Here is a 20,686-nt window from a genome sequence, read left to right as displayed (position 1 = left end):
GGCAGTTTCGCCGGGCTCGAAAATGATAACGTGCCGACCGATCGTGCCGAATCGGGCACGGAGGTCGACGTTGTGGAATTGGTCGCTGTAGGACTACTGAGTCACGATGACGACAACGCCTGCCGTGGATTCGAGCGAGGTCGGCTTGGGCTCGGCCGGGACGCCGAGCTGCGTGGCGATCGTCTGCGCCGCCTGTTCCTCGCCTGCCGTGGTGCCGTAGTACACCGCGGTCTGCGCGAATTGGGCGTCGCTGAAGTTGCCGGTCTCGGCGACGGTCCATCCCTCGGCGGTCAACGTGCTCGCTGTGCCTGCCGCCAGGCCAGAGACGTTGGAATTGTTCAGCACGCGCACCTCGACGTCGGCGGCGGTGCCCGACGCGGTGGTGGTCGGCGCATCGGCTGCCGGTACCGGCACTGCGGGGGCCTGCGCGGTAGGTGCAACCGCAGCCGGTGCACTCGTCGTCTCGGCGGCGGGCTCGGCGGCCGCCTCGTCGGAATCGGAACCCGTCAGCGACAACGCACCGATCGCTGCGAACAGGATCGCGAGCGAGATCAACACCATGGCCAGGGCACGGAGTGGTGGCCCGGTCTGTTCCGGGTTCGGGCTGCTCACGTACTCGACCCTAGCCGACCGTCCACGGCGACTCGGTACACGGAACCCTGGGACCTACTCAGACGTCGAAACCCAGCCGACGTGCCGCACGCGCCTTCTGCCGGCTCGCACGCAACCGACGCAGGCGCTTGACCAACATAGGATCCGCGGCGAGTGCCTCGGGACGATCGACCAACGCGTTCAAAATCTGGTAGTAGCGGGTTGCCGACATGGAGAAGAGTTCCTTGATGGCCTCTTCCTTCGCCCCGGCGTACTTCCACCACTGCCGCTCGAAGGACAGGATGTCGTGCTCTCGTCGACTCAGTCCGTCCGCGCCGACCTCGTTCGGATCCTGAGAGCCGTCCGAACTTCCCGGTTGCTGAGACTGGTTCGAGTCACGCGCTGCTGCGCCGTCCATCCCACTCCTCGACTTCTCGACTTCCTCGGGTCTGCAGGATCACCTACCCGGAGAAATCTGCTTCCCCCAGCACTGCCGGCACCCGTAGGAGCACCGACCGAATTACACAGTTGTACTTCTGGGATCATTCAACCATGCTCGACGGCTCGAGCACGGCTCCCGCGAGGTACCCGCGCGTGGCGTGTTCCACGTGCTCGACCACATGCGCCAGGCACTCGGGTCGTTCCGCAGGCTCCACTCTCGCCCACTATCCTTCACAACCATGGCAATTCTTCCCATCCGGATCGTCGGCGATCCGGTGCTGCACACCGCAACAGCTCCCGTCACCGAGTCACCCGCCGAGCTGGCCGAGCTGATCGCCGACATGTACGAGACCTTGGCCGCCGCGAACGGCGTCGGTCTCGCCGCGAATCAAGTCGGCGTCGGCAAGCGCCTGTTCATCTACGACTGCCCCGATCAAGGCGAGGACGGCAAGATCTTCCGCCGCCGCGGCGAGGTCGTCAACCCGGTGCTCGAGACGTCGGAGATCCCGGAGACGATGCCCGACCCGGACGACGACGACGAGGGCTGCCTGTCCGTCCCCGGCGAGCAGCACCCCACCGGGCGCGCCGAGTGGGCTCGCGTGACCGGCACGGACGCCGAGGGCGATCCCGTCGACATCGAGGGCCGCGGCTTCTTCGCTCGGATGCTCCAACACGAGGTGGGACATCTCGACGGTTTCCTCTACACCGACGTGCTCATCGGTCGGCATGCGCGGGCCGCGAAGAAGGCCATCAAGCGCGCCGGCTGGGGCGTGCCCGGGCTGAGCTGGACGCCCGGCACGGTGGACGACCCGTTCGGCCACGACGACGACGAGGACGACGACTGACCGTCCCGGTGGGTACGCGGGTGATGCTTCGCTACCGGTTGCCACCCGGCCACACCCACCCGATGACGGACGTGATCGGCGAACTGGTGTCCATCGACGCCGGTACGGTCGCGGTGCGCGGCCGGGACGGCACGTTGGTGCAGGTCGCGGCCGAACGAGTCGTAGCGTTGAAACCCCTGGGGCCCAAACCGATTCGAACCTCGGAAATCCGCTCGCTCGAGGCCGCTGCCGCAGACGGCTGGCCGGGCGTGGAGCGGGAATGGATCGACGGCTGGCAGCTGCGGTTCGGTCACGGGTTCACCGGCCGCGCCAACTCGGCGGCACCCCTCGAGCCCGGAGCATCGACGACGGAAGAGACTCTCGCGCAGATCGTCGACCGATACGCCGCGCGCGGACTGCCGCCGACGCTCTCCCTCCCGGACCGTCTCGGCAGCGCGCCGGCCGGGTGGCGGACCTACAACGAGACCGCCGTCATGGCTGCGGACATTTCGAAAATCGTTCTACGAGAGGGCGATTCGGCGATCTCCGTCGCCGCGGAGCCGACACCCGAGTGGTTGACGTCCCTGCGCTACCAGGGCAGCGAGGCACCAGCAGGCGCAGCGGAGGTGGTCGCCGCAGTCCGGGGCGGCACCCTCGGTTTCGGCATGATCGGCGCGCGGTCGCCGTCGGCAGCCGCCGTGGGTCGCGCGGCCGTCACCACCGCCCCGGACGGTCGCTGCTGGGTGGGATTGACCTCGCTCTGGGTCTCCCCCGAACATCGCCGCAACGGGCTCGGCACCCTGATGTGCGGAGAACTGGTGCGCTGGGGACGCGGGCACGGCGCGACGCACGCGTACCTGCAGGTGGCCGTGAACAACATCGAAGCCGTTGCCCTGTACCGAGACCTGGGCTTCGAGGACCATCATCGCTATCGCTATGCCCGGCCCGAGAACGCGATCGGTCCGAACCCTGTCGGGGGCGTTCGATAGGGTTCGTTCCCGTGCGCTTGGCTACTTGGAATGTGAACTCCGTCCGCTCTCGTCAGGATCGAATCGTCGATTGGTTGCAGCGATCCGATGTCGATGTTCTGGCGATGCAGGAAACCAAGTGCAAGGACGCACAGTTTCCGTATCAGCGGTTCACCGACATCGGGTACGAGGTCGCCCACGTCGGGCTGAGCCAGTGGAACGGCGTCGCGATCGCGTCTCGCGTCGGCCTGGACGACGTGCAGGTCGGGTTCGAGGATCAGCCCGGGTTCAGCAAGGATCCCGAGGTCGATCCCGCTCAGGAGGCCCGCGCCATCGGTGCCACGTGCGACGGGGTTCGCGTCTGGAGCCTGTACGTGCCGAACGGCCGCGAACTCGCCGATCCGCACTACACCTACAAGCTCGAGTGGCTCGCTGCGCTGAAGGCCGACGCGCAGGCGTGGGTGGCAGCGGATCCGCAGGCGCAGATCGCGCTCGTGGGCGACTGGAACATCGCACCCACCGACGACGACGTCTGGGATCCCGCACTGTTCGAGGGCAAGACCCACACCTCCCAGGCCGAGCGTGATGCCTTCACCGCGTTCGGCGACGCCGGCTTCACCGAGGTGACGCGGCAGTTCACCCCCGAGCCCAGGACGTACACCTACTGGGACTACACGCAGTTGCGGTTCCCCAAGAAGCAGGGTCTGCGCATCGACATGGCGTTGACCTCCCCGGCCCTGGCGGCTCGGGTGACCGGTGCGTCGATCGACCGCGAAGAACGCAAGGGCAAGGGGGCCAGCGATCACGCTCCGGTGATCGTGGAGATCGGCTGAGCAGAGTCCACCGACCTGTTCGCCGCTGCCCTCGCGGCAAGAATCGCCCCGACGGCGATCAGCACTCCGTGCGCAATCCGCACGGCCGGCGGGGTGTAGAACTGCGGAAGAATGAGCACGAACCCTGCAGCGAGCACCGCGGCGTAGCGGTTGCGTAGAGCGAAGACCACCAGCCCGACGGCGATCAGCACGAGTCCGAGCCCGAACATGACGGACTGCACGAGCGAGTACCGAATCGGGTCGGCCAGATCGATCAGGCCCGGGTTCGCGTTGCGTACGGCATCGACACCCAGGACATGCAGCGCGAAGGTTTCCGCGCCGTAGTACGGCAGCACCAAGCCGACGCCGATCCAGGTGGTCACCACCGCAAGATCTGACCGTCGACCGCCGTAGAGCACGGTCAGCCCGAGCGCGACGAAGCCGAGCATGGCGAAGGTGTGAGAGAGCACCCAGTTCGAGGATGCGAAGGCGTCGGCTCCCGCGCTGCCCACCTCGTCCGAGTAGGGGCGCAGTGCGGGATATGCGGCGAACATGACTCCGACGAACAGATACAGGGCTACACGCATCGGGGAAGGCCATCCTTTCGAGAGCGGCGCTCTCTACAGGAAGCAGTATTCAATCGATGCGCCGATAAAACAAGAGCACTGCTCTCTATTCGGCGATCAGATCCAGGAATTCATCATGCTGCGCCAGATACCGCCGGACGTAGGTGCAGATCGGAACGATGCGCCACTGCCGATCTCGAGCGGTGTTCAGCGACGCTCGGACCAGCACGCCCGCCCACCCACGGTCGCCGTACTCCTCCTTGACGACGGTGTGCATGAGCGCGACGACCGGGCCGCCGCCGCCGTCGTCGCCCTCACCGAAGCGATACCCGAGAATGCCGACGAGTTCGTCGTCGACGAAGAGATCGAACCTGTTGTGATCGACGTCGTCCTCGATACGAACGGCGGGTCGGTCGACCGGAGCCGGCCCGTGAACCCGCCGTGGAAGTATGTGACTCATGTCACTGATGAGACCAGTGTTGTCCATGTGACGCGAAGTAAGTGCATCGATCGTCGCCGAGTCGTGCCCTTAATGTGACCGGCCCCTACCGTAACCGATCGACAGCCAGACGTCAGAGCGCGACGAGCATGTCGTTGTACTCGGGATTGGCCGCGGCGAAGCGCTGCACGTAGGTGCAGACCGGCTTGACCTTCCAGCCGTAGGACCGAGCACTGTCGAGCGCGCGGCGCACCAGAATGCCGGCCAGACCCTGATGACCGAAATCCTCGGTCACGACCGTGTGCATGAAGGACACGACATGGGTACGCGTCGCACGCTTGCCGTTCCCCTCGACCTCGTAGAAGCCGACGATCCCGACGAGATCACCGTTCAGTCGAAGCTCGAACCGGTTCTGGTCTTTGTTGATCGAGACATCAGCGCTAGGAGAACTTGCCAGCATGGGACGCCTCCTTCGCTGTGTGTGGAGTGATGAACGAATGAAATCTTCTGTGACGTGCACCACTATTAAACATGCGCACGGGGGCTCTGTCACCTTTTCTACCAACAAACCTTCGGTTGCGTAGGTTTGTCCATCCAACACGGCACGAATGCTGGTACGGATCATAAGCGACCCTGTTCGGCGTTGTGATACAACAACATTCAAGGTCGGCCCATGAATTCGCCACGTACTCGGCAATCCGATTCGCCTGCCGAGACCGCCGACTCCCCGCCCGCCGGTACTGTCATCTCTCGTGAAGTTCCTACCGCTCACGCCCAACGGCGAGACTCCTGTCCGCGCGCTGACCATCGCCGGAACCGACTCCGGCGGCGGTGCCGGAATCCAAGCGGACAGCCGAACGATGGCACTGCTCGGCGTCCACGCCTGCGTTGCCGTCGCTGCGGTCACGGTCCAGAACACCGTCGGCGTGACGGGCTTCCACGAGATTCCGCCGGACGTCGTCGCCGCACAGGTTCGCTCCGTCGTCTCCGACATCGGCGTCGGCGCAGCGAAGACTGGAATGTTGGCCTCCACCGCCATCATCGAAGCGGTCACGGCCGTCTGCACCGAAGTCGGCATCGGCCGAGATCAGCCGGTTCCCCTGGTCGTCGATCCGGTGTGCGCGTCGATGCACGGCGATCCACTGCTGCACGCCGAAGCCCTCGACGCCATCCGCCACACCCTGTTTCCCATCGCCTCGCTGGTGACTCCCAACCTCGACGAGGTTCGGCTGATCACCGGAATCGATGTGGTCGACGATTCCAGCGCACACCGCGCCGCCGAGGCCCTACACGGATTGGGCGCGCAGTGGGCCCTGGTCAAGGGCGGTCACCTGCGGACGTCCACGCACAGCACCGACCTGCTGTTCGACGGCGACACGTTCCTCGAGTTCACCAGCGAGCGCATCGACACCGGCAACGATCACGGCGGCGGCGACACCCTCGCCGCATCGATCGCCTCGGCCCTCGCGCACGGATACTCCATGCCCGACGCGGTGGCGTTCGGCAAGGAGTGGGTCACCCGCTGCCTGGCCGCGTCCTACGATCTGGGCGCAGGCCACGGACCGGTGTCACCGTTGTGGCGACTGCACGAGTCGGAGGATGCGTAGGTCGTCGGGTGCGCCCTTGATCTTCGGAGCGAAGAAGCTGCGGCGATAGGGCTTGGAGACCACGCGTAAGGCGTCGAGCACCTCCGGCGGGACCGCCTCCAGGGCCGACGCGGAGATCATGACGTTGCCGTTGCCGCCGGTCTGCATGACCCGCGCGGCGACGGTGACGTCGACGCCCAGCCAGTCCGATCCCACCTGACGCGGGCTGCCGGTGTGGATGCCGACGCGCATCGTCGGGGTGTAGCCGTCGACGTCGACGCCCTTCAGGGCCTCGCGGGCCGCGAAGACCGCGTCGACGGCTTTGCCCGCATCGGCGAACACCGCCATGATGCCGTCGCCCAACCTCTTGACGACGTGGCCACCGCGGAATGCGACCTCGGGTTCGACGGCTTTGGAGACCTTGCGCAGCAGCGTCAGGGTGGCGGTGTCGCCGGCCCGCAGCGACCAGGACGAGAAGCCGACGAGGTCCGTGAACACGATGGTGACGTCGTGCTCGCCGCGGCCACGGCCTGCGCGTTCGAGGATCGCCTGCCACAGCTGCAACGCCCCGAGGCCCACTTCGCGGGACGCGCCGGGTTCGTCGTCGAGTCCGTTCGCAGCCAAGAACCTGTCGGCGACGCGGGCGACGGCCAGGGCTCTGCCCGGACCGTCGATCGAGAGAGGATCGCCGAACGTGGGGTCACCCGGTAGTGCGCGGCGCACCCGTCGAACCGCCCCGACCACCGCGGGCGCTCGGTTGGTGGTGCGGACCCACTCCACGACCGAGGAGACGACTGCGTTCACAGCATCGAGCGTAACCCACGGTTACACATACTTTCCCTCACCCTTCGGCGCGCGCGGCCTCGCGCTCGGCACCCACCGGAACCCCGTTGGGGCCCTCGACCGACTGCGCGTAGACACCGATGCCGTAGGCCACGGCCGCACCGTTCTTCGCCAGTGCGGCGCGGTCGACGTTCGCCAGGGTGTCCTGGTCGGTGTGATAGTTCTCGTCGAAGGTCTGATCCGCGGTGCCGCCCCACTTCTCGGCCTGCGCTGCGGTCTTGGTGTCGTCCGCTCCGCTGAACACGCCACCGGCGGGGATGCCGACCTCGATGAACGGGCCGTAGTCCGAGCGACCGTCGAAATCGGTCCCGTCGACGGCTACGCCCTCCTCTGCCAGTCGCTCGACGAAAGTGCGCTCGATGGCGTCGGATCCGGCCGGTCCGGCGGGCTCACCCACCTGGTCGGAGTCGTCTCCGTCGTAGGCGAGGTAGCCGGCGTTGTTCGAGCCGATCATGTCGAAGTTCAAGTACAGCGAGATGTTTCGCTTGTCCTGGTCGGACAGGCCCTCGACGTACTTGGTCGAGCCGACGAGTCCGTTCTCCTCGGCACCCCAGAACGCGAAACGCACCGCGTTGGTGACCTCTGGGGCACTGCCCATCTGGAGTGCGGTCTCGAGGACTGCCGCCGTGCCGGTTCCGTTGTCGTTGATGCCGGGGCCTTCGGGGACGCTGTCGAGATGCGCACCGGTGACCACCACGTTCTCGGTGGAACCGGTGGTGGTCTGCGCAATGATGTTGCGACTGTTGGTCGTTTCGGTTTCGGTGACGAGTGTCAGCGTCACCTCGGGTGCGGCCAGAACGGCCGCGCCGTCCTCCTGGCTGACACCGCCGGTCGGAATCCGGGCGGTGTCGGCGTCGCCGAGCGTGCCCGAATCGAGCGGTCCCGGTTCATTGTTGACGATGATCGCGGCGGCCGCACCCAGTTCTGCTGCGACGGTTTGCTTCACACCGAACGGGCACACTCCGCGCGGCACGACCGCGACGGCTCCGGCCAGGTCGAGGCCGGTGTAATCGGCTGCCTCGCAGCCGTCTGCGCCGGCCGGAGCGCCGACGACGCGTGCGGTGATCCCCTCGGCTGTGGTGGTCGGCGAGTAACTGAGCGCGAACACCGGGATCTCGGTGCCCGCCAGCGAGAGAGTTTGGGTCTGCGCCTCGAAGGTCTCGAACTCGAATTCCGGGGTGGTGACCTCGAACCCGGCCGATTCGAGTTGCGAGACAACATAATCGACACTCGCGTCGTAACCGGCGGTGCCGGCCGCGCGGTTTCCGTCGTTCTCGGCGGCGATGGCTTCCAATTGTTCGAGGTGCCCCACCAACGCCTCCTCGGTGACCGCGGCAGAGAGCCCCGGCCCGTCGGGTGTCGCGAAAACTCTGGCCGGTTCCTCGTCCGAGGTGGACGAGCAACCGGCCAGAATCAAGACAGTGACAGCGCTACCTGCAAGCAAGGAAATCCGCATAGCGGACACCCTACCGGCGAGCAGCGTCAGGCGTCCCGACGATTGACGACGAACACGGCTGCCCCGAAGATCACCGCGGTGAAGACGACGAAGTAGATCAGGCTACCGATCGGACCCCAATGGAAGTCGATTCCGCCGCTGGAGCCGAGGAAGTGATTGGCATTGAGGAACGGCATGAACGGCTGGATCTTCTCGCCCACCTTCGGGATGAGGCCGATCACGTTCTCGATGAGCAGCGGCCACAGCAGCAACACGGCGATGGCACCGGCGGACTGCCGAATGAGCGCACCCACTGCTACTGCCAGAACGATCTGTACGAACGCCAGGATCGCCGCGCCGTAGACGACACGCCACGTACCGTCCACATCGAAGCCGAGGAGCGCCCCGGCCTCCTCGCCTGCAATCGACTTCGCCAGGAACAGCGCACCGAACGCCAGGATGAGAGACAGCACCGCGCCGTACACACCGACGATGAGAGCCTTCGCACCGAGGACCGAAGCCCGATTGGTGACCGACTGGAACGTCGTACGGATCAGACCGAACCGGTATTCGCTGGTGACGGTCAGTGCCGCCAGAATCATCAGCACCATGATGCCCAGCCCGCCCACACCGCTGGCGACGACGTCGTAGGCAGTCGTCGGAGGCAGGCCTTCCGGCGCATCGGGTCCGATGGCGGTCTTGGCCGCCCACCCGAGGATGGCTCCGAAACCGAGGCCGAACACCACCACTATAGCGCTGCACCACCACGGCGACTTGGTCGAGGTGAACTTGATTCTTTCTGCTGCCAAGACGCCCATCAGAGTGAACCGCCCATCGCTTGCTGAGTGTTGGGGTTTTCGGCTCCCGCGCCGTGGTATTGCACTGTGTCTCCGGTGAGTTTCATGAATGCTTCCTCAAGCGAGCCTCGCTGAGAGGCCAACTCGTGCAGGGTGATTCCGGATCGACCGGCGATGTCGCCGATCGCGTCGGTGGTCGAGTTCAGCACCACGAGCGAGGGCTGAAGTTCATCGGTCTTGTCCGGCTCGCGCACGGTGAGTCCGGCGGTGGTCAACGCCTGGCGCAGACCGTCGAGTTGCGGGCTGCGAACGCGCACCGATGCCTCGGAGGCATGGTCGATGAATTCCTGCACCGAGGAATCGGAGATCAGTTTGCCGCGTCCGATGACGATGAGGTGTTCCGCGGTCTGCGCCATCTCCGAGAGCAGGTGGCTCGAGACCAGCACTGTGCGGCCCTCGGCTGCCAAGCGCTGCATGAACTTTCGGATCCAGACGATGCCCTCGGGATCGAGTCCGTTGACCGGCTCGTCGAACAGCAACACCTTGGGGTCGCCGAGCAACGCGCCGGCGAGGCCGAGCCGCTGCGACATACCGAGAGAGAAGCCACCGGCATTCTTCTTGGCCACCTCGGACAGGCCCACCAGACGCAGCACCTCGTCGACGCGCGACTTCGGAATGCCGTTGGAGGCCGCCATCCACTCGAGATGTGCACGCGCCGAACGGTTCGGATGAACCCACTTGGCGTCGAGCAAAGCGCCGACGGTACGCAGTGGCTGCTTGAGATGGCTGTAGCTCTTGCCCTCGATGGTCGCCGTGCCCTTGGTGGGGCGGTCGAGGCCGAGGATCATCCGCATCGTGGTCGACTTGCCTGCGCCGTTGGGGCCCAGGAAGCCGGTCACGATGCCGGGTTTGATGGTGAAGGTGAGGTTGTCGACCGCCGTCACCGCGCCGTATTGCTTGGTCAGTCCTGTCACTTCGATCATGGGTACAACTGTCCCCCATCGACAGCGCCCGCACATCGACCCACAGTCGCCTTCTCCATCATCCTTTCGGATGACACACACCCTGAGACAGTCGGTCGCAGGGGCGGCGAGCGGTCACTTAGGCGCGCCGGTGGCCAACTAGGCGCGGTCGCAAACGCGCGCGCGTTTGCCAGGTGCGCGCGGAATGGTCCTCGTATTCGCCACTATTTCGCGCGCGTATCACGAATGCGCGCGCGTTTGCCGGATGCGGCGACGCAGCGGTCGAACGGGCGGCATGCGGGTCGAGCGGGCGGCATGCGGTCGCAAACGCGCGCGCGTTTGCCAGATGCGCGCGGAATCGCCCTCGTGTCACCACTACTCCGCGCGCGTTTCACGAATGCGCGCGCGTTTGCGAGATGCGCAGCACCACAGGCGACGCTGCGCCGACGACGCAGTCGGTTACATCGGCGAGCTGGCCTGCGCCCAGAATCTTTTCGGGATACGGCCGGCATGTCGGGCCTGGTAGCCCGCCGCCACCGCGTTCCGCATCGCCGACGCCATCAGCGCCGGATCCTTCGCCCGGGTCACCGCGGTGGCGAGCAGCACCGCATCGCAGCCGAGTTCCATCGCGAGGGTGGCGTCGCTGGCGGTGCCGATGCCGGCGTCGAGGATCACCGGAACCGATGCTGCGTCGACGATCATCTCGATGTTGTGGGGGTTGGAGATGCCGAGGCCGGTGCCGATGGGTGACCCGAGCGGCATGACGGCCACACAGCCGATGTCCTCGAGCCGCTTGGCCAGCACCGGGTCGTCGGTGGTGTACGGCAGCACCTGGAAGCCGTCGTCCACGAGTTGTTCTGCGGCCTTGACCAATTCGATGGCGTCGGGCAGGAGGGTTCGCTCGTCGGCGATCACTTCGAGTTTCACCCAGTCGGTCTCGAGCGCCTCACGGCCGAGTTGAGCGGTGAGAACTGCTTCCGCCGCACCGCGGCAGCCTGCGGTGTTCGGCAACGGGGCGATGTTCAACCGGCGCAGCAGATCCAGCACTCCCGTCCCACCTGCGGCGTCGACGCGGCGCATCGCGACGGTGGTCAGTTCGGTTCCCGACGCCACGAGGGCTTCCTCGAGTACCGCGAGATTCGCCGCTCCCCCGGTACCGGTGATGAGCCGGGAGGTGAAGGTGCGGCCTGCGATGGTCAGACCCGTCATGGCCTCAACCACCCTGAACCGCCGTGAGAATGTCGATTTCCCAACCTTTTTCGACGCTGGTGCTGTCCCAGCGACTCTTGGGCAGCACCGCTCCGTCGACTGCGACAGCGATGCCCTTCTCGGGCAGGCCCAGGAATTCGAGCAGCCGACGCATGGTCATGTCCTCGGCGAGCAGGTGATCCTCGCCGTTGACGGTGATACCGATCGCGACCTGTGTCATGGTGTCCTCTCGATCTGTGTGAAGCGTTCGAGTGTGGCGGCTTTCGCCTCGGGCAGCGTCTCGCCGGAGATCAGCGCGGCGACGGCGTCGGCTGTGATGGGCGCGAGCAGGATGCCGTTGCGGCCGTGTCCGGTGGCGGCGATCAACCGGGGAGACAGCCTGCCGATCAGCGGCAGCCCGTCCGGGCTCATCGGCCGCAGTCCGGCAGCGGTTTCGTACAGCTCGTACTCGCCGATGCTGGGCATGAGTCGTTCGGCGTCGGCGATGAGGTCTCGTACCCCGGCGACGGTGACCTGGGTGTCCTGGCCGGATTCGTATTGGGTTGCGCCGACGACCAATCCGTCGCCGCGCGGTACCAGGTAGATCGCCCGGCCGTGCACGGTTCCGCGAACAGTGCGTGACGGCGGCGGTGCGGCGCTCGGCCGCCTCCGCAGACGCAGGATCTCTCCCTTGACCGGCCGAACCGGCAGCGTGGGCCACAACGCGGCCGACTGGGCACCGGCGGCCAGGACCACCTGGTCGGCGTCGGGCATGGTCTCCACCGAGGTGGTCACCAACTCGACTCCCGCGTCGAGGCACCCCTGCTCGAGCGCGGCGATCAGCGCCCGATTGTCCACCGACAGTTCGGTCGGAGCCAGCAGGCCCAGTCGAATGTTCTGTGCCAGAGCAGGTTCGAGCTCACGCAGCTGCGCCCGTCCCAGAATCTCGAGTTCGTGCCCCTGCTCGCCCACCCATTCGGCGATGGTTCGTAGGTCGGCGGCATCGGCAGAGTCGAGGGCAACCGTCACCGATCCGGTCGCGGAGAACACCGAGGGGCCGGGGAGGCGTCGGGCGAAGTCCGGCCACCGCGCCAACGACGCAGCGCCCAGATGCAGCAGTTCGTGTTCGCCGGGCCAGCCCTCGGACAACGGGGCCAGCATTCCGCCTGCGACCCAGGATGCGCCTCGACCGAGCGCGGGATCGTGCACGACCACTCGGTGACCGTCCTCGGCCAAGCGCAGCGCCGTCGACAACCCGATGACGCCTCCGCCGATAACGACGATATGCACGCGATTCACGTCCTCGCTCCCTGCGCCCGCATGATCGGGTTCAGGTATTGACGGTAAGGGCGGCGAACCCACTCTCAGCCCCACGAACCCTGGGACTCCCGCGATCAGTCTTCGTTTTACAGCCACCATGAGAATACAGTTCGCTTTGTGCATCCATCTCAGACCGCCCGCAACCAGACTCCCCGTGAGCGTCTTGCGTCCGCTCGCCTGTACCTGTGTACCGATGCCAGACGCGACAAGGGCGACCTTGCGCAGTTCGCCGAGGCCGCGTTGTCCGGTGGCGTCGACATCATTCAGCTGCGCGACAAGAACTCCGCAGGCGAGCGAGAGTTCGGTCCCCTCGAAGCCAAGGACGAGCTCGCTGCGCTGGCGATTCTGCTCGCTGCGACCAAGCGGCACGGTGCGCTGCTTGCGGTGAACGATCGCGCGGATCTGGCGTTGGCCGCGGGCGCGGACGTGCTGCATCTGGGTCAGGGCGATCTGCCGGTGCACTATGCCCGTCAGATCCTGGGGCCGGACGTGGTGATCGGCCGGTCGACGCAGAACCGCGCTCAGTCCTCGCTCGCCGCGATCGAGGACGGCGTCGACTACTTCGCCGTCGGGCCGGTGTGGCCGACGCCAACCAAGCCCAACCGCAAGGCCGCGGGGCTCGAAGCTCTGCGGGCGACGGCGGACGCGCTACCGGAACGGCCGTGGTTCGCCATCGGCGGCGTCGACGCGACCAACGTGGATCAGGTTCGAGCGGCCGGAGCCGACCGCATCGTGGTGGTCCGGGCGATCACCGAGGCCAGGGACCCACAGGCCGCAGCCCGCGAATTGGTCCAAGCGCTGCAGGCCTAGAGCCAACCCAGTACTGCGGACGGCGTCAGGACCTGCACCGATTCCGGCAGCCGGTCGCGTAGGCCGCGGTCGGCGGTGACGAGCGCGGTCAGGTCTCCGTCGATGTCGGCCTGCTCGGCCAAGGTGTCGTCGCCACTGCCGTCGGCGAGAATCGTCCGGGTGCGGGGGTCTTCGACCACGGCGTCCCGGGCCTGGCCTTCGAGCACGGCTTCGATGCAGGTGAGCCAGCCGTACTGACCGCTGGGCAGTTCGACGGTGCGGGGCAGCGTCTCGGCCAGCGAGGTCAGCAGTGCGCCGGTCGATCCGGCGCGGTCCTTCCACCATCCGTTCGGCCGGGACCCCAGCACGTTGGCGGTGTCGAGCAGCACCCGCAGCGGCACGGTGCGCAGCGACGGCCAGCTGGACGCGAACCCCGGATGCAACGGGAGTTCGTCGACGATCGACTCCGGTACCCAACGCAGCTCGGTGCTCTCCCCGTTGGGCACAGTGGTCAACGGATGATCGGTATCGGCGACGACGGTGGTGTAGGACCAGCCGCTCTCGACGCTCGCGGTGACGCGCTCGCTGCGCACACTGACCTGTTCGGCCGAGATACCGGCTTCTTCGTGGGCCTCGCGCACCGCCGCGTGGGCGGTGCTCTCGTGGGAGTCGCGGGCTCCGCCGGGTAGTGCCCATGTTCCGCCCTGGTGACTCCACAGGGCACGGTGCTGCAGCAACACCACAGGCTCGCCTGCATCGGACGGCGCACGCAGCAACAGTCCGGCGGCACCGTGCTTTCCCCAGTGCCGAGTGCCGTTCTCGCCGATCACCCAGCCGTCACCGTCACCACGCATGCTCACCACCCTAGACATCCCAGGTCCGTAACTTGTCAAGCTGCGGCTGGTTGTTGCCCGGTGCGGTGTGCCCAAGCGGTGTGTTCGTCGTATTCGGTGTGGTGACGTAGGCACCCGTGCAGGAGCCCGACAAGTCTGTTGCCGAGTGCGCGGAGCGCTTGGTGGTGGAGGTCTCCGGCAGCGCGGTGGTGGTCGTAGAACGCGCGTGCGCCCGGACTCTGGTTGAGGGCGCAGAACGCCCACTGGTCGATGGCATCGTAGAGCCGCCGGTTGCGGATATGACGAGCCAGTACGGCCCGCTTCTTGCCCGACGCAACTGTCAGGGGTGACGTACCGGCGTAATTCTTGCGAGACTTGGCGTTGGTGTAGCGGGCGACGTCGTCGCCGAATTCACCGAGCACCCGGGCGCCGAGGATGACACCGATTCCTGGCAGGGAGAGGTAGATAGCGGCGTCCGGGTGTGTTTCAAAATGGCGGGTCAGTTGGGCTTCGAGGTCGACGATCTGACGGTTCAACTCCGCGATCAGCGCCACCGCCGAGCGGGTGGTGGCGGCGAACGCAGCGGCAACAGGAGGTGGTGCCGTGAGATGGTCGGTACGCAATGCAACGCGAATTTCTTCAGCGCGTGATTCGATATTGCGTTGTCTCCCAGCTTTTTTCAGGATCGATCGGATCGTCGCTGCGCTCAGGTGAGATGCTTCGGCGGGCGAGGCGGCACGCGAGAGCACCGCGACGGCGTCGCCGTGATGAAGACTGTCGAAGGCCTCGAGTGCGGCGGGGTAGTACTCGCGCAAGGACGAGCGCAACGCGTTGGTCTGCCGGTTACGGGACCAGATCAGATTCTGATGTCCGCGGGCCAATACTTTGATCGCCTCGGCCGAGGTCGAGTCGCCGGCGATGGTGCGGTGGTTGTGCCTGTCGGTGCGCACGAGGTCGGCCAAGAGTTTGGCGTCGCCGGCGTCGGATTTTGCACCCGAGACATGGTGGCGGTCTCGGTAGCGCGCAGCAGCGAGCGGATTGACCGCGTACACGGTGTATCCGGCCGCGGCCAGAGCAGACACCCACAAGCCGCGATCGGTCTCGATGCCGACGACGACCTCGGCGGGCGCCTGGGCGTACGAGGCAATCACATCGTGAAACCCACTGATACCCGCCAGTCCTTCGGGTAATCGGCGTGAGGTCAACCGTTTCCCGTCGGCGTCCATCACGTGGATGTCGTGGTGATCCTCCGCCCAGTCGTCTCCAACAAAAATCATTCGGTTCTCCTGTTCGCGCTCGATCGGACACTGTCGGCGAGCCTCGAGGGATCCGGACGGCGACCTAATGGATCAGTGCTCTGGTGGCACGACACCCCATCAGCATTCTGGGAACCCTCGCCGACCGGTGGGGACACGATCTAGGGTTAGGAGTCGATCCACACTCCAGGTTGAAATAGTGCTCACCCACCAGCGGCTCGGTGACCAGCGTTGTCCGGTTGCTCCAGTTCCAGCCGGAGACTCGCCGATCAAGTCCCATTAGGTGAATCACCTGCCTGTAGTGGCTGCAGTACCGTCCGCCTACTTATATGCTCGGGTGCGTGATCGCGGCCGGTATTACCCCCTCCGCTGCCGTCCCCCCGACAACGGCTACACACGTCGGTGTCGCTGCAGGTAAGCCACCGGTTCGATACACGATGCGTTCGACGCCTGCGCGGTTGGTCGCGATGGGAACTGCGCTGGTGGTGCTGGCGTTGACGGTCGGAAACCTCGCGTCCACGGCTGTGACCGATCGGGTCGACACCCTGGGCACCCTGTTGGTGCGCACCGAGCCCTTCGCAAACTCGGCACAGAATCTGTACGGGGCGCTGTCGGTCGCCGACGCGGCTGCGGCCACCGCGTTCATTGCCGGTGGTCTCGAACCGCCCGAGGTACGCGAGCGTTACTCGCAGGCGCTCGGCGAGGCGTCGTCCGAGCTGATCGCAGCCTCGGCCGGGGTCACCGAGAACGATGCGGCCACCAGCGCGGTGCTCACCCAGATCGCCGCTGGATTGCCGGTGTACAGCGGTCTGGTCGAGACGGCCAGGGCCAACAACCGCAGCGGAAATCCGGTGGGCGCGGCGTATCTCGGCGAAGCCTCGACGATGATGCAGACGAGTTTGCTGCCGCTGGCCGAGAAGTTGTACACCGAGCAGGCGTCGCGGGTGTCGGCCGATCAGGAACGGTTCACCAGTCCGCCCCTGTTCGCGATCGGTTCGCTGGTGTTCCTGTTGCTGATGACCGGACTGGCTCAGTGGTACCTGTCGCGGACCACTCGCCGCACGTTGAACGTCGGATTCCTCGCTGCGACAGTGGCAGTTGCCGGGCTGCTCGGCTGGATGCTGGTGGTGGGACTGGTGTCCTCGATCGCCACCGATCGCGCGATCGACCGCGGAGTGTCTCCGCTCAAGTCCTACACGACGGGTTTCATTCTGGCGCAACAGGCCAGGGCGGACGAGACTCTCGATCTCGCCCGCCGCGGCGGCGGTCAGGATTACGGACAATCGTTCGACGCCAACGTCTCTCGGCTCACGGAGATGTTTCAGGGCGACACCGCGGTGATCGATGCACTGAACACGTGGTCGGTCTCGCACTCGCGGATCGATTCCGCACTCGAGGTCGGCGATTTCAACGGCGCGGTCTCCATTGCCACCGGGACCGGCGAGTCCGATTCGGCGGCCGCGTTCACCGCGCTGGACAGCGTTCTGGTCGACGGAATCGAGAATGCGCGAAGCGAACTGCGGTCCAACATCGACCGATCGGTGTGGGTGCTGTCCGGACTGTCGAACGGCGCATACGTGCTCACCGTCGTCGCGTCGGTCGCCTTCGGTGTCGGCCTGTTCCCGAGGCTGCGGGAGTACCTGTGAAACGTCTACTCGCCGTCGGCATTCTTGTCACCGCTCTGTTGGTCGGCTGTGCGCCGCCGGAAAACGCTGCGCCGCAGGTCGACACGACGTTCACCGAACCGCCGCTACCGGACGGCGCGTCCGTCGCCGCTCGGCCAACCGAGAGCCCCGCCGACGACGAGTGCGCCCGCCCCACCGCCAGCCTGCGACCACTGCCGGCAGGCACCGATGCTCCGCCGCCGCCACAGCCGACACTCGACGCACTGCGCGCCAAGGGCCGGTTGGTCGTCGGATTGGATACGGGCAGCAACCTTTTCAGCTTCCGCGATCCGATGTCCGGGCAGCTGGTCGGGTTCGATGTCGACATCGCGCGGGAGGTCTCACGAGACCTGTTCGGCGATCCGAACCGGCTGGACTTTCGCATCCTCACCTCTGCGGAGCGGCTCGAAGCTCTGCAGGATTCTTCGGTGGACATGGTGGTCAAGACCATGACCATCACGTGCGCTCGCCGCAAGGACGTCCAGTTCTCCACCGTGTACTTCCAAGCGCAGCACCGCGTTCTGGTGGTGCAGGGATCGGGCATCCGCGGAGTCGAGGACCTGGCGGACAAGCGAGTATGCGCTGTGGAGGGCACCACCTCGCTGCGACGTATCCAACGAGTCCAGCCCGCCGCGACGGTGGTGACGGTACCGATGTGGTCGGATTGCCTTGTGGTGCTCCAACAACGGCAGGTCGACGCCATCAGCACCGACGACGCGATCCTGGCCGGTCTCGCAGCACAGGATCCGTACCTCGAGATCGTCGGTGACAGCCTGAGCCCGGAGCCGTACGGGGTGGGAATCAACAAGAACAACGAGGATCTGGTGCGCTTCGTCAACGGAACGTTGGCACGCATCCGCTCCGACGGAACCTGGAATCGCATCTACAACCGGTGGCTGACGGTGCTCGGCCCCTCCCCCGGTCCGCCCAGCGCGACGTACAGCGATTAGGGGCCTTGGACATGGACGACGACGAACAGCAGCCCACGGCCCCGGCGGAGCGAACGCAGGCGGTCTCGCGCACCGACGACAGCGAGCGCACCCGGGCAGTATCCAGAACGCAAGCAGTCTCGGGAACCGACGGCGTCGAGCGCACCCAGGCCGTCTCGCGGTCACCGGTCGGCGATCGGACCCCGACATCCACTGCGTCGCACACTGCTTCCACCCGCTCCAAGACGGGTAGGTCGAGATCCGGTCGATCGCGCAGCACCGGCATTCGGCGACGACTCGGCGGCGGTCTGGTGGACGTGCCCCGCGTCGAACCGATCGATCCCGCCACTGCAGTGATGTCGGATCCGACGGTACCGCAGCACAAACGGTTCTGTTGGAAGTGCAATGCCAAGGTCGGCCGCAGCGAACCGGGCGAGCCCGACGTGGCGATGGGCATCTGCCCGCACTGCGGCGCAACGTTCGACTTCACTCCGTTGCTGGAACCCGGCGATCGCGTGGTCGGCCAGTACGACGTGCAGGGCTGCATCGCACACGGCGGGCTCGGCTGGATCTACCTCGCCATCGACCGCAACGTCAGCGACCGCTGGGTGGTACTCAAGGGACTGCTGCACTTCGGTGACGAAGAGGCGCACGCCGTCGCGGTCGCGGAGCGGCAGTTCCTCGCCGAGGTAGCCCATCCCGGCGTGGTGAAGATCTACAACTTCGTCGAGCAACCCCGCAGCGACGGGTCGACCGTCGGCTTCATCGTCATGGAATACGTCGGTGGCCGTTCACTGCGCGACATCCTCACCGCCTGCGGCGACGGTGCCCGTCTCCCCGTCGAACAGGCACTGGCCTACGTCCTCGAAGTGCTTCCGGCACTGGGCTATCTGCATTCGATCGGGCTGGTCTACAACGACCTCAAACCGGAGAACATCATGGTCTCCGACGACCAGATCAAACTCATCGACCTCGGCGCGGTCGCGGGTATCGAGGACTACGGCTACCTGTACGGCACGGTGGGCTACCAGGCACCGGAGATCGTGAAGACGGGACCGACGGTGGCATCGGACATCTTCACCGTCGGCCGCACCCTCGCGGTGTTGACGCTGGACATGCCGTCGAAGAACGGCAAGTACCTCGACGGCCTCCCTTCGGCCGAGGCATCCGAAGTACTACAACAGTTTCCGTCGCTGCATCGCCTGTTGCTGCGGGCGACGCACGAGGATCCCACTCGTCGGTTCCGATCCGCGGACGAATTCGCCGGGCAGGCCACCGGTGTGCTGCGTGAGATCCTGGCCATCAGGACAGGTGTCGAGCGGCCCGGATTGTCGACGGTATTCAGCCCGCCACGTACGACTTTCGGCACCGAGCAGTCGGTGGGGCGCACCGACACCTACGTGGACGGCACGGTCCGCCACGAACGAATGACCGCAGCCGAAGTGGTTGCTGCACTGCCGGTTCCGCTGGTGGACCCCAACGACCCGAGCGCGCCACTGCTGGCGGCGGCCGTACACGTCGAACCTCGACAGACCCTGGACTCGCTGCAGCACGCCAAACGCAACGGCATCGAACGCGTCACCGCCGGAGCCGAATCGGGCCGTTCCACCGGCTCCTCGAGTCCTGTGGAACTGAGTCTCGAGATCACCCTCGCCGAGGTCAAGGCCCACCTGGATCTCGGGAACGTCGTCGAAGCAACCGACATTCTGGCCAAGGTGCAGTCGACCGACCACACCGCGGACCCGTGGCGAGTGCAATGGTACGCAGGCCTGATCGCGCTGTTGCATCACGAATACGACTCTGCATTCACCAGTTTCGACAACGTACTCGGTGCGATGCCCGGCGAACTCGCACCCAAGCTCGCCCTCGGAGCCACCTCCGAACTGCTCGGGCATGTGGCCGCAGGCAACGTCGAGGAAGCCGAGAAGTGGCGGGCCCGCGCCGAGGGTCTGTATCGAGCGGTGTGGCGGACCAATCGCGGCATCGTCAGCTCGGCGTTCGGCTTGGCCAGGCAGTTGCAGCGCCGCGGCGATCAGACCGGGGCCATCGCCGCGCTCGATCAGGTGCCGATCAGTTCGCGGCACTACTCCATGGCCCGGATGACCAGCGTGTTGACGTTGCTGATGGACCGCTCGCGAGCCGAGCTGTCCGAGTCCGATTTCCGTTCTGCGGCAAGACGAGTGGCATTGCTACCCAAGGCCGAGAGCCGGGCGCTGCAGATGCGGACGCTGGTGCTGGCGATGGCCCTGGACTGGATCGTCTCCGGCCACGCCGCCACAGCCGAGCGAGAACCCATCCTCAGCGTCCCGTTCACCGAGGACGGATTGCGGCGCGGAACCGAGAAGGGGCTTCGCGCACTGGCCCGCAACGCCACCGATCGCGCCCACCGCTTCTCGCTGGTGGATCTGGCGAACGCGATCAGGCCACGTTCTTTGTTCTGACT

General features: G+C 66.1%; 22 protein-coding genes and 1 riboswitch. Of the genes, 8 read left to right on the top strand and 14 right to left on the bottom strand.

What is annotated here, in order from left to right; translation table 11 throughout:
* Window positions 1-93: 93 nt before the first annotated feature.
* Together AYK61_RS20940 and AYK61_RS20935 are read right to left on the bottom strand one after the other, a co-directional pair.
* The gene (locus AYK61_RS20940; RefSeq protein WP_259468139.1) at window positions 94-612 is read right to left on the bottom strand and encodes a LytR C-terminal domain-containing protein; all 519 of its coding nucleotides are present in this window, start codon (window positions 610-612) and stop codon (window positions 94-96) included.
* Window positions 613-670: 58 nt separating this feature from the next.
* The gene (locus AYK61_RS20935; RefSeq protein ID WP_032393769.1) at window positions 671-1,009 is read right to left on the bottom strand and encodes a DUF3263 domain-containing protein; all 339 of its coding nucleotides are present in this window, start codon (window positions 1,007-1,009) and stop codon (window positions 671-673) included.
* Between the two features lie 262 nt (window positions 1,010-1,271).
* On the opposite strand from AYK61_RS20935, the gene AYK61_RS20930 reads away from it, so the two are divergent.
* Genes AYK61_RS20930 through AYK61_RS20920 form a run of 3 tightly spaced genes read left to right on the top strand, consistent with a single transcriptional unit; the run spans window position 1,272 to window position 3,657 of the window.
* A complete protein-coding gene (locus AYK61_RS20930; RefSeq protein ID WP_121872965.1) occupies window positions 1,272-1,877 on the top strand; it encodes a peptide deformylase in 606 nt (201 codons plus the stop codon).
* Window positions 1,878-1,900: 23 nt separating this feature from the next.
* Window positions 1,901-2,845, top strand: a complete 945-nt coding sequence (locus tag AYK61_RS20925; protein ID WP_183130474.1) for a GNAT family N-acetyltransferase — start codon at window positions 1,901-1,903, stop codon at window positions 2,843-2,845.
* A gap of 11 nt (window positions 2,846-2,856) precedes the next feature.
* Window positions 2,857-3,657 carry an exodeoxyribonuclease III gene (locus tag AYK61_RS20920; RefSeq protein WP_121872244.1) on the top strand — a complete coding sequence of 267 codons (801 nt, stop codon included), beginning with the start codon at window positions 2,857-2,859 and terminating at the stop codon, window positions 3,655-3,657.
* Here AYK61_RS20920 and AYK61_RS20915 read toward each other — a convergent pair.
* The 3 genes from AYK61_RS20915 to AYK61_RS20905 form a co-directional block, all read right to left on the bottom strand.
* A complete protein-coding gene (locus AYK61_RS20915) occupies window positions 3,627-4,223 on the bottom strand; it encodes a hypothetical protein (RefSeq protein WP_121872243.1) in 597 nt (198 codons plus the stop codon). The genes AYK61_RS20920 and AYK61_RS20915 overlap by 31 nt on opposite strands.
* 85 nt (window positions 4,224-4,308) lie before the next feature.
* Window positions 4,309-4,662: a GNAT family N-acetyltransferase gene (locus AYK61_RS20910; RefSeq protein ID WP_121872964.1), complete on the bottom strand. Its 354-nt coding sequence runs from the start codon at window positions 4,660-4,662 to the stop codon at window positions 4,309-4,311.
* Between the two features lie 112 nt (window positions 4,663-4,774).
* Entirely contained in the window at window positions 4,775-5,101 is a 327-nt protein-coding gene (locus AYK61_RS20905) for a GNAT family N-acetyltransferase (protein ID WP_037186711.1), read from the bottom strand.
* A 292-nt stretch (window positions 5,102-5,393) separates the two neighbouring features.
* Here AYK61_RS20905 and thiD point away from each other — a divergent pair, with 292 nt between their 5' ends.
* Window positions 5,394-6,248, top strand: coding sequence for a bifunctional hydroxymethylpyrimidine kinase/phosphomethylpyrimidine kinase (gene thiD / locus AYK61_RS20900; protein WP_032393765.1), 855 nt, complete (start codon window positions 5,394-5,396; stop codon window positions 6,246-6,248).
* Here thiD and AYK61_RS20895 read toward each other — a convergent pair.
* The 7 genes from AYK61_RS20895 to thiO all read right to left on the bottom strand — a co-directional run bounded on the left by AYK61_RS20895 (window position 6,210) and on the right by thiO (window position 12,742).
* Entirely contained in the window at window positions 6,210-7,031 is an 822-nt protein-coding gene (locus AYK61_RS20895) for an adenylate/guanylate cyclase domain-containing protein (RefSeq protein WP_121872242.1), read from the bottom strand. The two genes, thiD and AYK61_RS20895, sit on opposite strands and share 39 nt — an antisense overlap.
* A gap of 37 nt (window positions 7,032-7,068) precedes the next feature.
* Complete coding sequence (locus AYK61_RS20890) at window positions 7,069-8,526, bottom strand: M28 family peptidase (protein WP_121872241.1); 1,458 nt, start codon at window positions 8,524-8,526, stop codon at window positions 7,069-7,071.
* 26 nt (window positions 8,527-8,552) lie between these two features.
* Complete coding sequence (locus tag AYK61_RS20885) at window positions 8,553-9,323, bottom strand: ABC transporter permease (protein WP_121872240.1); 771 nt, start codon at window positions 9,321-9,323, stop codon at window positions 8,553-8,555.
* On the bottom strand, window positions 9,323-10,285 hold the full coding sequence (locus AYK61_RS20880) for an ABC transporter ATP-binding protein (RefSeq protein WP_121872239.1): 963 nt from the start codon (window positions 10,283-10,285) through the stop codon (window positions 9,323-9,325). The genes AYK61_RS20885 and AYK61_RS20880 overlap by 1 nt, the downstream gene beginning before the upstream one ends.
* Before the next feature lie 438 nt (window positions 10,286-10,723).
* Window positions 10,724-11,473 carry a thiazole synthase gene (locus tag AYK61_RS20875; RefSeq protein ID WP_094613925.1) on the bottom strand — a complete coding sequence of 250 codons (750 nt, stop codon included), beginning with the start codon at window positions 11,471-11,473 and terminating at the stop codon, window positions 10,724-10,726.
* A gap of 4 nt (window positions 11,474-11,477) precedes the next feature.
* Complete coding sequence (gene thiS / locus AYK61_RS20870) at window positions 11,478-11,693, bottom strand: sulfur carrier protein ThiS (protein WP_121872238.1); 216 nt, start codon at window positions 11,691-11,693, stop codon at window positions 11,478-11,480.
* Window positions 11,690-12,742, bottom strand: coding sequence for a glycine oxidase ThiO (gene thiO, locus AYK61_RS20865; RefSeq protein WP_121872963.1), 1,053 nt, complete (start codon window positions 12,740-12,742; stop codon window positions 11,690-11,692). Before thiO ends, thiS begins: the two co-directional genes overlap by 4 nt.
* Window positions 12,741-12,854: riboswitch (TPP riboswitch) on the bottom strand. It overlaps the preceding gene by 2 nt.
* 35 nt (window positions 12,855-12,889) lie before the next feature.
* On the opposite strand from thiO, the gene thiE reads away from it, so the two are divergent.
* Entirely contained in the window at window positions 12,890-13,582 is a 693-nt protein-coding gene (gene thiE / locus AYK61_RS20860; protein WP_121872237.1) for a thiamine phosphate synthase, read from the top strand.
* Here the strand turns inward: thiE and AYK61_RS20855 are convergent.
* The gene (locus tag AYK61_RS20855) at window positions 13,579-14,415 is read right to left on the bottom strand and encodes an NUDIX hydrolase (RefSeq protein WP_121872962.1); all 837 of its coding nucleotides are present in this window, start codon (window positions 14,413-14,415) and stop codon (window positions 13,579-13,581) included. The genes thiE and AYK61_RS20855 overlap by 4 nt on opposite strands.
* A gap of 35 nt (window positions 14,416-14,450) precedes the next feature.
* Window positions 14,451-15,671: an IS110 family transposase gene (locus tag AYK61_RS20850; RefSeq protein WP_121869940.1), complete on the bottom strand. Its 1,221-nt coding sequence runs from the start codon at window positions 15,669-15,671 to the stop codon at window positions 14,451-14,453.
* Window positions 15,672-15,991: 320 nt separating this feature from the next.
* Here AYK61_RS20850 and AYK61_RS20845 point away from each other — a divergent pair, with 320 nt between their 5' ends.
* The 3 genes from AYK61_RS20845 to AYK61_RS20835 are packed head-to-tail and all read left to right on the top strand — an operon-like array spanning window position 15,992 to window position 20,684.
* On the top strand, window positions 15,992-17,296 hold the full coding sequence (locus AYK61_RS20845; RefSeq protein ID WP_259468137.1) for a hypothetical protein: 1,305 nt from the start codon (window positions 15,992-15,994) through the stop codon (window positions 17,294-17,296).
* Window positions 17,293-18,264, top strand: coding sequence for a glutamate ABC transporter substrate-binding protein (locus tag AYK61_RS20840; protein WP_121872235.1), 972 nt, complete (start codon window positions 17,293-17,295; stop codon window positions 18,262-18,264). Before AYK61_RS20845 ends, AYK61_RS20840 begins: the two co-directional genes overlap by 4 nt.
* Window positions 18,265-18,275: 11 nt before the next feature.
* Window positions 18,276-20,684, top strand: a complete 2,409-nt coding sequence (locus AYK61_RS20835) for a serine/threonine-protein kinase (protein WP_121872234.1) — start codon at window positions 18,276-18,278, stop codon at window positions 20,682-20,684.
* Window positions 20,685-20,686 lie beyond the last annotated feature (2 nt).

It is taken from the genome of Rhodococcus sp. SBT000017 (genome assembly GCF_003688915.1).
Classification (GTDB): Bacteria; Actinomycetota; Actinomycetes; order Mycobacteriales; family Mycobacteriaceae; genus Rhodococcoides.
The sequence above is the reverse complement of the archived record's forward strand: the minus strand, read 5'-3'. Positions and strand labels throughout refer to the sequence as shown.

Bases quoted from the DNA above. Each gene is read 5' to 3' on its own strand.
- AYK61_RS20850 (WP_121869940.1), bottom strand. From the start codon at position 15,671: ATGATTTTTGTTGGAGACGACTGGGCGGAGGATCACCACGACATCCAC.
- AYK61_RS20880 (WP_121872239.1), bottom strand. From the start codon at position 10,285: ATGATCGAAGTGACAGGACTGACCAAGCAATACGGCGCGGTGACGGCG.
- AYK61_RS20875 (WP_094613925.1), bottom strand. From the start codon at position 11,473: ATGACGGGTCTGACCATCGCAGGCCGCACCTTCACCTCCCGGCTCATC.
- AYK61_RS20925 (WP_183130474.1), top strand. From the start codon at position 1,901: ATGCTTCGCTACCGGTTGCCACCCGGCCACACCCACCCGATGACGGAC.
- AYK61_RS20910 (WP_121872964.1), bottom strand. From the start codon at position 4,662: ATGAGTCACATACTTCCACGGCGGGTTCACGGGCCGGCTCCGGTCGAC.
- thiS (WP_121872238.1), bottom strand. From the start codon at position 11,693: ATGACACAGGTCGCGATCGGTATCACCGTCAACGGCGAGGATCACCTG.
- AYK61_RS20935 (WP_032393769.1), bottom strand. From the start codon at position 1,009: ATGGACGGCGCAGCAGCGCGTGACTCGAACCAGTCTCAGCAACCGGGA.
- AYK61_RS20930 (WP_121872965.1), top strand. From the start codon at position 1,272: ATGGCAATTCTTCCCATCCGGATCGTCGGCGATCCGGTGCTGCACACC.
- AYK61_RS20890 (WP_121872241.1), bottom strand. From the start codon at position 8,526: ATGCGGATTTCCTTGCTTGCAGGTAGCGCTGTCACTGTCTTGATTCTG.
- AYK61_RS20885 (WP_121872240.1), bottom strand. From the start codon at position 9,323: ATGGGCGTCTTGGCAGCAGAAAGAATCAAGTTCACCTCGACCAAGTCG.
- AYK61_RS20905 (WP_037186711.1), bottom strand. From the start codon at position 5,101: ATGCTGGCAAGTTCTCCTAGCGCTGATGTCTCGATCAACAAAGACCAG.
- AYK61_RS20855 (WP_121872962.1), bottom strand. From the start codon at position 14,415: ATGCGTGGTGACGGTGACGGCTGGGTGATCGGCGAGAACGGCACTCGG.
- AYK61_RS20835 (WP_121872234.1), top strand. From the start codon at position 18,276: ATGGACGACGACGAACAGCAGCCCACGGCCCCGGCGGAGCGAACGCAG.
- AYK61_RS20915 (WP_121872243.1), bottom strand. From the start codon at position 4,223: ATGCGTGTAGCCCTGTATCTGTTCGTCGGAGTCATGTTCGCCGCATAT.